This is a genomic window from Streptomyces sp. NPDC013187, assembly GCF_042899705.1.
GTDB classification, from domain to species: Bacteria; Actinomycetota; Actinomycetes; order Streptomycetales; family Streptomycetaceae; genus Streptomyces; species Streptomyces hawaiiensis_A.
In genome coordinates, this window is sequence record NZ_JBIBAF010000006.1 from 371,992 (window position 1) to 383,815 (window position 11,824).

Sequence of the window (11,824 nt, forward strand, 5' to 3'; positions counted from 1 at the left end):
GAACCGTCCGTGTTCCATGCTGGAAGGCATGACCACGAGGGATCCGCGGGCGAAGGCCCTGGCACGGCTCGCCGCGCTGTTCGCGGACGAGACCCGGGCCGCGTGTCTGCTGGCGCTGCTCGACGGGCGGGCCTGGACCGCGAGTGAGCTGGCGCGGCACGCTGGAGTCGCCGCCTCGACGCTGAGCGAGCACCTGGGGCGGCTCGTCGGAGGCGGGCTGCTCGCCGAGGAGCGGCAGGGCAGGCACCGGTACGTCCGGCTGGCCGACGCGCGGGTCGCGCAGCTGCTGGAGGACCTGGCCGCGCAGGTCGCGCCGGGCACGACCGTACGGCCGCGCACTCTGCGGGAGTCGAGCGCCGGCTCGGCGATGGCCCGGGGCCGCACCTGCTACGACCACCTGGCCGGGCGGCTCGGCATCGTGGTCACCGACGCGCTGGCGGCACGCGGCCTGCTGGAGCAGGAAACGGGGTTCGCGCTCACCGACGCGGGGCTGGCGTGGTTCGCGTCGGCCGGGATCGGCCTCGAACGCCGGGGCCGGCGGCCGTTGGCCCGGGGATGTCTGGACTGGACCGAGCGCCGCCCCCATCTGGCGGGCGTGGCGGGCGCCGCGCTGTGCCGGCACGCTCTGGACGCGGGGTGGTGCGTGCGCATCGGCTCCGAGCGGGCGGTGAAGGTGACGGCGGCCGGTGAACGGGCCTTCTCCGACCTGCTGGGCGTACAGGCGGCGGCGCTGCGGTAGCCGCGCACGGCGCGCCCGGGCCGACTCGGCACGGCCCCCCCTCCGACCGCACGGCACCCCCTCCGACCGCACGGCGCCCCTCCGACCGCACGGCCCCCTGTCCGGCCCGGCGCCCCTCCGATCGCGCATGGTGCCTCCACCGCGCGCGGTGCCCCGTCCGAAATCCGCGAGCTTTCGGGCGCCTCCCCCTCCTAGCCTCTGGAGCATGATGTCGAACACCTCCCCGTCCCGTCCCGCGCGCCGCGCGGAGCTGTGGGCCGCCGGTGCGGCCGCGGTGACCGTCGTGCTGTGGGCCTCCGCCTTCGTCTCGATCCGCAGCGCGGGTGACGCGTATTCACCGGGCGCGCTGGCGCTCGGACGGTTGCTGGCCGGGGCGCTGACGCTGGGGGTGATCCTGCTGCTGCGGCGGGAGGGGCTGCCGCCGCGCTCGGCCTGGCGCGGGATCGCGATATCGGGCGTGCTGTGGTTCGGCTGCTACATGGTCGTGCTGAACTGGGGCGAGCAGCAGGTCGACGCGGGAACGGCCGCACTGGTCGTGAACACCGGGCCGATCCTCATCGCGCTGCTCGGTGCCCGGCTGCTCGGCGACCCGATGCCGCCGCGGCTGCTGGCCGGGATGGCCGTGTCGTTCGCCGGTGCGGTGACGGTGGGTCTGTCGATGTCGGGCGAGGGCGGTTCCTCGGTGCTCGGGGTGGTGCTGTGCCTGCTGGCGGCGATCACGTACGCCGCCGGTGTCGTGGCGCAGAAGCCGGCGCTGGGCACGGCGAGCCCGTTGCAGGTGACGACGTTCGGGTGCCTGGTCGGCGCGGTGCTGTGCCTGCCGTTCGCCGGGCAGCTCGTGCACGAGGCCGCCGCGGCGCCCGCCACCGCGACGCTCAACATGGTGTACCTGGGCGTCTTCCCGACCGCCCTCGCCTTCACGACCTGGGCGTACGCCCTGTCCCGGACGACCGCGAGCCGGATGGGCGCGACGACGTACGCGGCGCCCGCACTGGTCGTGCTGATGTCCTGGCTGTTCCTCGGCGAGGTGCCGGGGCTGTTCACGCTGGTCGGCGGTGTGCTGTGCCTGGCGGGCGTGGCGGTGTCCCGGTCGCGGTCGCGCGCGGCGGCCCGGGCGGTGGCTCCGGGAGCGGTTCCGGAGCCACTGCCCGAGGAGGCCCCGGACTCAGCCCGCTGACTCGGCCTGCGTCTCCGGCTGGGCCTTAGCCTCCGGCGCGTTCTGCGCTTCGGCGTCGCGCGCCCGGGCCGCGAGGATCTTGATCGACACCAGGGCGATCACCGAGAGCACCACGATGTAGCCGGACACGGCCATCGACGTGCCGGTCGCCTCCAGCAGCAGCACCATCATGAAGGGCGCGAGCCCGCCGCCCGCCACGGCCGCGATCTGGTAGCCCAGGGAGGCGCCGGTGTAGCGCATCTCGGGCGTGAACAGCTCGGCGAACAGGGCGGCCTGGGGGCCGTACATGATGCTCAGGAAGCAGCTCGCGACGAACGTGCCGACCGCGAGCCACAGCAGCGAACCGGTGTCGATCAGCAGGAAGAGCGGCACGGCCCACAGGGCGATGCCGGCCGCTCCGAAGGCGTAGATGCGGATGCGGCCCACACGGTCGGAGAGGGCTGCGGCGGCCGGGATCAGCACGAGCTGGGTGAGGCTGACGCAGAGCGAGACCATGAGCACCGGGCCCTTCTTCATGTCCAGTTCACGGGTCGTGTAGTCGAGGACGCCCGTGATGAGGATGTAGAAGGTGGCGGTGTTCACGGTGAAGGAGCCGCCGGCCAGGAACACCGTGCCCAGGTGGCCGCGCAGGATGGTGCGCAGCGGTGAGCTCTGCTCGGACTTCTCCTTCTCGGCGAGCGCCCGCTCGGCCTCCCGGAACGCCGGGGTCTCCTCGACGCGGGTGTGGATGTACCAGGCGAGGCCGAGCACGAGCAGGCCGACCAGGAACGGCACGCGCCAGCCCCAGGCGGCGAAAGCCGAGTCGCTGGTGAGCGCGCCGGCCAGCAGGAACACCGTGTTGGCGGTGACCACGCCGATGGGGACGCCGAGCTGGACGACACTGCCGTAGACACCGCGCTTGCCCTCCGGGGCGTACTCGGTGGCCAGGAGCATCGCGCCGCCCCACTGGGCGCCGACGGCGACGCCCTGCGCGACCCGGAGCAGGACGAGCAGGATCGGGGCGGCCACGCCGATCGTGTCGTACGTCGGCAGCAGGCCGATGGCGGTCGTGGACACGCCCATCAGGGTGAGAGCGAGGACGAGCATCGGCTTGCGTCCGCGCTTGTCGCCGAGGTGGCCGGCGACGATGCCGCCGATGGGCCGGGCGAGGAAGCCGACGGCGAAGGTCGCGAACGAGGCGAGAACGCCTGCCGTGGTGCTGCCGGCGGGGAAGTAGAGGTCGCCGAGCACGAGGGCGGCGGCGATGCCGAAGACGAAGTAGTCGTACCACTCGACGGCCGAGGCGAGCGCCGCCGCGGTGGCCACCCGGCGTCGGTTGCCGACGGCGGGCGTGGTGGTGACGGGCTGAGCGGAAGGTGCCGTGTCCATGCGGTGCACGCTCCGGGGGTGCTGGGGACGGAACGGGGGGTGGCTCGAGTTCCGGGGAACGTACTGACCGGACGGTATGGACGTCAACGGGTCGGGCACCAGGAGTTTTGCCTGTACTTGGCACGGACCGAGGGCCTGGACATGCCGAAGACCCCGGCCTCGCCGGAGGCCGGGGTGTGCCGGAGCCGGGCTAGAAGACGACCAGGGCCCGGCCGCCCTTGCCCGCCAGCATGTTCTCGAAGGCCGCCGGAATGCCGTCCAGGGAGATGCGTTCCGTGACCAGCGCGCTCAGGTCGAGGCGGCCCGCCCGGATGTGCTCGGCCAGGACCGGGAGGTCCTGGGCCGGGTCGGAGTTGCCGTAGACACAGCCGGAGAGGGTGCGGCCCCAGTGGAAGATCTCCAGGGCGTTGAAGGTGACCTGCTGGTCCTTGCCGCCGATACCGACGACCGTGGTGCGGCCGCCGCGGCGGGTGGAGTCCCAGGCCGTGCGGATGCTGACCGCGCGGCCCGCGCACTCCACGGCGACGTCGACGCCCTGCTTGCCGGTGAGGCCGCGGATCTCGCGGGCGGTGGTGTCGGAGGCGACCACGTAGTCGGTGGCGCCGGCCGTCCTGGCCAGTTCCTCCTTCCCGGCGGACACGTCCACCGCGACGATCTTCGAGGCGCCCGCGATCCGGGCGGCCTGGAGGGCGGCGAGGCCCACTCCCCCGACGCCGAACACCGCGACGGTCTCGCCCTGCCGGACCCGGGCCGCGTGGTGGACGGCGCCGTAGCCGGTGAGGACGGCGCAGCCGAGCAGGGCCGCGTCGGTGAGCGGGACACCGTCCGGGACGGGCAGCACGCAGGACGCGGAGACGACCGTCTCCTCGGCGAACGCGGCGACGTTCAGGCCGGGGTGGAGGTCGGTGCCCTCGGTGGTGCGGGCGTAGACGTCGGCGGCGCCGCTGAGGGCGTTGGCGCACAGCCACACCTCGCCGAGCGAGCAGGCGTGACAGGCGCCGCAGGACGGGGCCCAGTTGAGGACGACGCCGTCGCCGGGCGAGACGTGGCCGACCCCCTCTCCGACGGCGACGACCGTACCGGCGCCCTCGTGCCCGAGGACGGCCGGGACGGGCACGCGCATGGTGCCGTCGGACAGGGACAGGTCGGAGTGGCAGACCCCGGCGGCTGCGAGCCGGACCCGGACCTGGCCGGGGCCGGGGTCGGGCAGGTCGATGCCGGTGATCTCCAGCGGGGAGCCGACGGCGGGCAGAACGGCGGCGCGGACAGCCATGACGGAAGGGACTCCCCTGGGCTAGAACTGAAGGGACTTGGTCTGGAGGTACTCGGCCAGGCCGTGCACGCCGAGTTCGCGGCCCACGCCGGACTGCTTGTAGCCGCCGAAGGGGGCGAGCGGGTTGAAGCGGCCGCCGTTGATGTCGACCTGGCCGGTCTCCATCCGGCGCGCGAAGGCCACCGCCTCGGCCTCGTCACCGGCCCAGACGGCGCCGGCCAGCCCGTACACCGTGCCGTTGGCGATGCGCAGGGCGTCCTCCTCGTCCTCGTACTTCAGGATCGACAGGACCGGGCCGAAGATCTCCTCCTGCGCGATGGTCATGTCCGGGGTGACGTCCGCGAAGACGGTGGGGGCGACGAAGTATCCCTGTTCGCGGGGTGCTTCCGGGCCGCCGGCGACGAGCCGGGCGCCTTCCGCCACGCCCTTCTCGATGTAGCCGCGCACCCGGTCCTGCTGCTTTACGTTGACGACCGGGCCGATCCGGTCGCCGTACTTGGCGGCGGCCGCAGCGGCGAGCTCGACGGCCTCGTCGTAGCGGTCGCGGTGGACCAGCATCCGGGTCCAGGCGCTGCACGTCTGCCCGGAGTTGGACATGACGTTGGCGACCCCGACGTTGACCGCCTTGGCCAGGTCGGCGCTCGGGAGGATGACGTTGGCGGACTTGCCGCCCAGTTCGAGGGCGACCTTCTTGACCTGCCCGGCGGCGATCGCGGCGATCTGCCGGCCGACGGCGGTGGAGCCGGTGAAGGAGACGAGGTCGACACCGGGGTGCTCGGCGAGGGCCTGGCCGGCGACCGGGCCGAGACCGGTCACCAGGTTGAAGACGCCCGCCGGGATGCCCGCCTCGTGCACGGCGTCCGCGAAGAGCCGGGCCACCAGCGGGGTGTCCTCGGCGGGCTTCACCACGATCGTGCAGCCCGCCGCGAGGGCCGGGGCGACCTTGGCGACGATCTGGTGCAGCGGATAGTTCCAGGGCGTGATCGCGGCCACGACACCGACCGGCTCGTGGTGCACGACCGAGTTGCCGGTCTTCTCCTCGAAGGCGTACGTCGCCGCCAGCTCGGCGTACGAGCCCGCCACCGCGATCGGCACGCCCGCGTGGACGGCCTGCGAGAACTTCAGGGGCGAGCCGAGTTCGGCCGTGACGGTCTCGGCGATCTCGTCTGCGCGGGCCACGAGTTCGTCCCGGAGGGCGGCCAGGCGTGCCGCTCGCTCGGCGGGCGGGGTCGCGGCCCAGCCGGGGAGGGCGGCGCGGGCGGCCCGTACGGCGGTGTCGACGTCTTCGGCCGTGCCCGCGGGGACGGTGCCGATGACCTGCCCGTCGACCGGGTTCACCACCTCGATCACGTCCTGGCCGGCGGCGGGGCGCCAGGCGCCGTCGATGTACATGCCGTCGTGTGCCTTCATCGCGCTTCCTCCGGGGCGGGGCGTCGTCGTCCGACACATAAACTAGCGGCGATAGTTTTCCGACGCCAGACGTCCCGGGGTGCCGGGACCCGGATGCCGCGGGGCCATCACAGCACGGCGCGGGTCCCTTCCGAAGGTGCGGCTCCTCACTCCCCCAGGTCGGGCAGCCGCGCCGGATGCGGGCAGATGCGGTCGCCGTGCCGGTCGAAGACGAAGAGGTGGGCGAGGTCCACGAGGAGCGGCACCTGCATGCCGTGGCGCAGGGCCAGGTCCGGGGTGGTGCGGACGATGAGGTCGCCGGGCAGGCGGGCGTCGGCGGTCGTGGTCCCCTGTGAGTCCTCGGGGTGGTCCAGGGCGATCACGGGTCCGGCCCGTCCGGCCCGTACGGCTCCGGACCGCTCCCGCAGCCGCGTGAGGACCGAGCCGTCGCGGCGCCGCCGGGCGGGGCGGCCGGGGCGGGGGCGCGGGGCCTCCAGGTCGGGGACGACGGCCGGGCTGGAGCCGGTGTTGAAGTGGACGAGGATCTCGTGCCCCTGGAACTCCACGTGCTCGACCAGGCCGGTGATCGGCACCTCGCCGGGGCGGGCAGCGCTGTGGTTGGCGATCCGGACGGCCTCCGAGCGCAGGCCGACGATGATCTCTCGGCCCTGCTGGACGCGCAGCAGCTGATGGTCGAGGGAGAGCGGCTCCGGCAGGCGCAGGAACTGCTTGCCCAGGCTGATGGTCATCGCCCCGTCGAGCGGAGCGCGCACCAGGCCGCGCAGCAGGTTGATGCGCGGAGTGCCGATGAACGCGGCCACGAAGACGTTGCTGGGCAGCGCGTAGACCACGCGGGGCCGGTCGACCTGCTGCAGCACACCGCCGCGCAGCACCGCGACCCGGTCACCGAGCGACATGGCCTCGGCCTGGTCGTGGGTGACGTAGATCGTGGTGACGCCCAGCTCTTGAGTGAGCCGGGAGATCTCGGCCCGCAGATGGGTGCGGAGCTTGGCGTCGAGGTTGGACAGTGGCTCGTCCATCAGGAAGGCGGAGGGGTGGCGGGAGATGGCCCGGCCCATCGCGACCCGCTGGCGCTCACCGCCGGACAGCTGCCCGGGCAGGCGGTCGAGGAGGTCCTCGATGCCGAGCATGCGGGCGGTGGCGTCCACCCGGGGGCGATGATCCACGCCCGGGGACTCGATGCGCAGCGGGAAGCCGATGTTGTCGCGGGTGGTCATGTTCGGGTAGAGGGCGAAGTTCTGGAAGACCATCGCCATGTCACGGCCGGACGGGGGCAGGTCGTTGGCGTACTGGCCGTCGAGCAGCAGCCGGCCCTCGTCGATCTCCTCCAGCCCGGCGATCATTCGGAGCACGGTCGACTTGCCGCAGCCGGACGGGCCGAGCAGCACGAGGAACTCGCCGGGCGTGATGTCCAGCGTCAACCGGTCCACCACGCGGGGGCCCCGCGGGTAGGCCTTGCTCACGTCGTGCAGGGAGATGGCGCGTGTCATGTGGGGCCCCCGAGGGGTCATCAGGGCGATGGTGCTCCGCGGCCGGAAGCCCCGTGCGGGTCGTACGGGGCTGTGGGTCACGGAAGTTAACGGAATGTGTGCGGCCAGGGGAAGACATCGGGCGAGATCGGGGGCTTCGGTCCATCTGGTGAGAAGGCGGACGGCCCGAGCCGGCCGTCGGGCGGACCGGGGTCCTGGGTCCACCTGGTGAGAAGGCGGACGGCCCGAGCCGGCCCTCGGGCGGGCCGGGGTCTTGGGTCCACCTGGCGAGAAGGCGGACGTGCCCGATCCGGTCGTCGGGCGGGAACGGGCCGGGTCAGCGGATGCCGGTGAGATGGGCGAAGACGACGAGGTTCCCGGAGTAGCCCTTCCTGCGGTCGTAGGTGCCGCCGCAGGTGATCAGCCGCAGCTCCGGGCGGCCCCGGGCGCCGTACACCTCCTGGCTCGGGAAGCGCGCCTTCTCGTACGACTTGATCTTGTCGACCGTGTAGAGGGCGATCCGCCCGTCGGCGCGCCGGGCCTTGATGATCCGACCCCGCTTCAGCTCGGTCAGCCCCGCGAAGACGGCGGGCCCCCTGTCCGTGTCCAGATGGCCGACGGCCACGGCGGTGCCCTGCTCGCCGGGCGAGGCGCCGTGCCGGTACCAGCCGACGAGCTTGGGATCGTCGTCCGGCGGGGCGGTGAGGCGGCGGTCGCGGTCGAGGCCGAGGTCCATGACCGGGGCGTCCACGTCGAGGTAGGGGATGAGGAGACGAGTGGCCCGGGAACGCGGCAGGGGGCGGAGGCCGGCCGGCGGGCGGGGCTTCCGGACGGCGGGGGCGGCGGGCTTGGGGGCGGGACGCGGGATGGCGGCCGCGGGCCGGCTCGCGGGCGCGGCGGGCTTGGCTCCCCGGGCCCCTGGGGCGCCGGCGCCTTGGGCGCGGACCTCGGGGGTGGCGGGGCCTGGGGCACGGGCCCCGGGACGGGTGGGGCCGGGGGCACGGGCCCCGGGATGGGTCGGGCCGGGGGCGCGGGCCCCGGGATGGGTGGCGCCGGGAGTGCGGGAACCGGGGGTGCGAGCCGGTGTCGTGGCGGATGCGGGGGCCTCGGCCGGGCCGGTGCGGAGACGGGGGCTGGGGTTGGCGGGGGCGGGGCCGGCCGGGGCGGCAGCGGCGCCGGGGGCTCCGGGCACGGCGGTCTTGCCCGAGCCGGAGGTGCCCGGCAGGGCGGTCTTGTCCATGGGGGAGGTGCCCGGGAGGGCGGTCTCGCCCGTGCCGGAGGTGCCCGGCGAGGCGGCCATGTCCGAAGGGGAGGTACCTGGCAGGGCGGCCTTGCCCGTGCCGGCGCCGACCGGGTGGTCACTCGTGCCCGGGCCTTCGCCTGGGCCGGTACCCGGGCCCGTGCCCGACGGCTGGCCGGCCGTGCCGGAGCCGGGGTGGGCGGCCGTGGTGAAGTCCGGCGGCAAGGCCGTGACCGTCGTCGCGCCGGGCTCTTCGCCCCGGTCCCAGCAGAACCCGGCCACCACCAGCAGCGAGACTGCCATAACGAGCGTCCGCGTCAGCCGGTAGGCGCGCGTCCGGTGCCAGGGTCTGCGCGAGCGCCGGGGCCGGCCCCAGGCCACGTCGGCGGGTGCCGCGTACCGCCCCGCCGGGGCGGCGCCGGTGCCCGAGCCGGAACCACGCCGTACCACCGGGGCCGCGGCACGCCCGGAACCACGCCGCCCGCCCGGAGCCGCGGCACGCCCGGAACCACGCCGGTCCACCGGAGTCGCGGCACGCCCGGCCCCACGCCGAACCTCTCGGACATCGTCATGGCCGGTCCCGCGCCACCCCGCCGGCACTCGTGCGGGGCCTGCCCCGCCCCCGCGCCGGACGACCGGAGCGCCGGCCGGCCCGGAGCCGGGCAGAGCTCCGAGGCCGCCGGCGGCGCCCCGCCGACCCCCCGGAGCCGCTCCGGCCCCGGAACCGCCCCCACGCCGCCCCGACGGCACGTCGGAACCGGAACCGGCCCCACGCCCAACCCACGGCACGTCGGCGGAACCGGAACCAGCTCCACGCCGAACCGCCGAGGCGGCGCCGGACCCAGCACCGCCTCCCCGCAGCCTCGACGCCCCGGCGTCGGACCCGGCACCGCCTCCCCGCAGCCTCGACACCCCGGTGCCGGACCCGGCACCGCCTCCCCGCAGCCTCGACACCCCGGCGTCGGACCCGGCACCGCCTCCCCGCAGCCTCGACACCCCGGCGTCGGACCCGGCACCGCCTCCCCGCCGCCTCGACGCCCCGGTGCCGGGCCCGAGCGGGCCCCCGCCCCGGCCCAGCCGGGCGGAGCCATCCGCGGAACCCGGTCTACGCGGCGCCATCGGGGCGGCGACGGAGCCGGAACCAGACCGTCCCGGCGACGGCGGCCAGGCCGACCGCGGCCGCGCCGGTGACCGGCGTGAAGGCCTCACCGCGGGCGATGCCGCCACCGCCCGCGGGCGGGCCGCCGACCGGCGTCGTCGGCTTCGAGGTCGGGCAGTCGACCTTGAACACCTTGAACTTGCCCGCGCCGTGGGCCTGGTCGGTGAGCCATGTCAGCTTGTACTGCCCGTTGGGCAGGTCGACGGCCTCGGTACGGCCCATGCCGGTCGGGTCGGCCACGAAGCTGCCCGTGCGCGTGGCGCCGCCCGGGACCTCGGGCTGGGTCTGGATGGTCCAGTTGATCTGCTCACCCGCGTCGAAGTTGAACGCGGCGAGGTAGAAGTCGCAGACCTTCGGGTCGTTGCGCTGATTGACCGCGGCCGTCGTGCTGGCGTGGATCTTGACGTCTCCGTTGTCCCCCGGAATGGGAGCGGCGACGGCGGACACCCCGCTCAGGGTGGTCCCTGCGAGGGTGAGAGCGGCGAGGACGGCGGTGCGGGTGCCGACGCGACGCGCGAGGGGTACGACGGGCATGAACATGCCTCCAAGTCAGATGATTTTCATACAAACACCTCGTCACCTGACTCTCTGTCACCCGACCGCCGAAAGGGCCGCAGCAGCGCCCTACGACGCGTCAGATATCGCTCTTCCGGCGCAGCGGCGCCCCGCGCCCGAGGCCCCTACGGCCACCATGGCCCTCGCCCCCCGACTTCTCCGGCCCATCCGCCCTGTCCGCCGCGTCCCGGTCACCAGGCTCACGCGGCTCACCTGGCTCAACAGGCTCACCCCGCTCACCCCGCTCATCCGGCTCCCGCCGCGACCGCACGGCGACCCCGGAGGACAGCAGCAACAGCACCCCCAGCATCACGAACGGCGCCGCCGCACCCGCGACTCCGGCGATCAGCCCGGCCGCGGCGGGCGCCGCGACCTGGCCGAGCCGGTTGCCGGTCAGGCGCAGGGCCAGGGCGGTGGACCGGGCGTCGTCGGGGGCGGCCTGGACGACCGTCGTCATGGACAGCGGCTGGCCGACCCCGACGCAGAAGCCCAGCGCGACCAGCAGCAGCCCGAGCGCCCACACCGGCACCGGCAGGGCGATGCCCGCGCAGAGCAGGGCGGCCAGCAGGCAGGTGACCGTCAGCAACAGGGTCCGTCCGAGCAGCCGCAGCAGGGGCGTCAGCACCAGGCGGCAGGCGATCGTCGCGGCGGCGCGCAGACTGAGCAGGACGCCGATCACGGACGGCGCGATGCCCCGGTGCTCGCCGACCACCGGGAGATAGGCGGTCAGGATGTCGGTCGCGGACAGCACGGCGAGGCTGATGAAGATGCCCGCCGGCACCCCCCGGGTGCGCAGGATGCCCCGGACCGGTACCCGGTCGCCCTTGTCCGCGCGGGACGTGGCCGCCGTACGGCGGTCCTCGATGCGCCACAGCGAGGTGAACGCCACCGCCGCCGTGGCGCCCGCCACGGTCAGGGCGAGCGCGCTGCTGCCCGCCATGTCCTCAGCGCCGATCAGCGCGCCCGCGGCGACCGGGCCGACCAGCTGGCCGAGGGCGGCGCCGATGGTGAAGTGGCCGAAGTTGCGGTCCTGCTCGTGCGGCGCGGACTGGCGGGCGACCAGGGACTGCGAGCCGATGACGAAGCACAGGTGCCCGAGTCCCATCACCCCGCTCCACAGAGCCATCGTCCACAGGGAACCGGCCACGCCGCTGAGGGCGCAGCCGCCGGCTATGAGCACCACGCCGACCGGCAGCAGGGGCGCGCAGCGGCCGTGGTCGGTGCGGCGGCCCAGGGGCACGGCGGCGAACAGGGGCAGCAGCGCGTACACACCGGCGATGACACCGACGGCGCGCTCGTCCGCGCCCAGCGCGAGGGCCCGGTAGGAGACGGCGGGCCGGGCCATCGAGACCGCCCCCTGCGCGAAGCCGAAGGCGATGACGAGGCGGAGCAGCCAGCCGCGGTTCCCACCGGGCCTCACGATGACGTCCTCCA

Annotated in this window: 9 protein-coding genes; 2 read left to right on the top strand and 7 right to left on the bottom strand. The window is 74.5% G+C overall.

Going from position 1 to position 11,824, the window contains the following annotated elements:
* The first annotated feature begins 16 nt into the window (after positions 1-16).
* Positions 17-739, top strand: a complete 723-nt coding sequence (locus ACFY5B_RS15210; protein ID WP_389969033.1) for an ArsR/SmtB family transcription factor — start codon at positions 17-19, stop codon at positions 737-739.
* A 208-nt stretch (positions 740-947) separates the two neighbouring features.
* Positions 948-1,916 carry a DMT family transporter gene (locus tag ACFY5B_RS15215; RefSeq protein ID WP_389969208.1) on the top strand — a complete coding sequence of 323 codons (969 nt, stop codon included), beginning with the start codon at positions 948-950 and terminating at the stop codon, positions 1,914-1,916.
* Here the strand turns inward: ACFY5B_RS15215 and ACFY5B_RS15220 are convergent.
* From ACFY5B_RS15220 to ACFY5B_RS15250, 7 genes are all read right to left on the bottom strand, one after another.
* Positions 1,905-3,284 carry an MFS transporter gene (locus tag ACFY5B_RS15220; RefSeq protein ID WP_389969035.1) on the bottom strand — a complete coding sequence of 460 codons (1,380 nt, stop codon included), beginning with the start codon at positions 3,282-3,284 and terminating at the stop codon, positions 1,905-1,907. The genes ACFY5B_RS15215 and ACFY5B_RS15220 overlap by 12 nt on opposite strands.
* Before the next feature lie 190 nt (positions 3,285-3,474).
* A complete protein-coding gene (locus ACFY5B_RS15225; RefSeq protein ID WP_389969037.1) occupies positions 3,475-4,557 on the bottom strand; it encodes a Zn-dependent alcohol dehydrogenase in 1,083 nt (360 codons plus the stop codon).
* A gap of 21 nt (positions 4,558-4,578) precedes the next feature.
* Positions 4,579-5,967: an aldehyde dehydrogenase family protein gene (locus tag ACFY5B_RS15230; RefSeq protein WP_389969039.1), complete on the bottom strand. Its 1,389-nt coding sequence runs from the start codon at positions 5,965-5,967 to the stop codon at positions 4,579-4,581.
* Positions 5,968-6,113: 146 nt separating this feature from the next.
* Positions 6,114-7,457 carry an ABC transporter ATP-binding protein gene (locus ACFY5B_RS15235; RefSeq protein WP_389969041.1) on the bottom strand — a complete coding sequence of 448 codons (1,344 nt, stop codon included), beginning with the start codon at positions 7,455-7,457 and terminating at the stop codon, positions 6,114-6,116.
* Between the two features lie 316 nt (positions 7,458-7,773).
* Complete coding sequence (locus tag ACFY5B_RS15240) at positions 7,774-8,979, bottom strand: class F sortase (RefSeq protein WP_389969043.1); 1,206 nt, start codon at positions 8,977-8,979, stop codon at positions 7,774-7,776.
* A gap of 802 nt (positions 8,980-9,781) precedes the next feature.
* Positions 9,782-10,369: a hypothetical protein gene (locus ACFY5B_RS15245; protein ID WP_389969045.1), complete on the bottom strand. Its 588-nt coding sequence runs from the start codon at positions 10,367-10,369 to the stop codon at positions 9,782-9,784.
* Positions 10,370-10,469: 100 nt separating this feature from the next.
* Positions 10,470-11,810 (bottom strand): MFS transporter, encoded by a 1,341-nt coding sequence (locus tag ACFY5B_RS15250; protein WP_389969047.1) that lies wholly within the window; start codon positions 11,808-11,810, stop codon positions 10,470-10,472.
* Between the last annotated feature and the right edge of the window lie 14 nt (positions 11,811-11,824).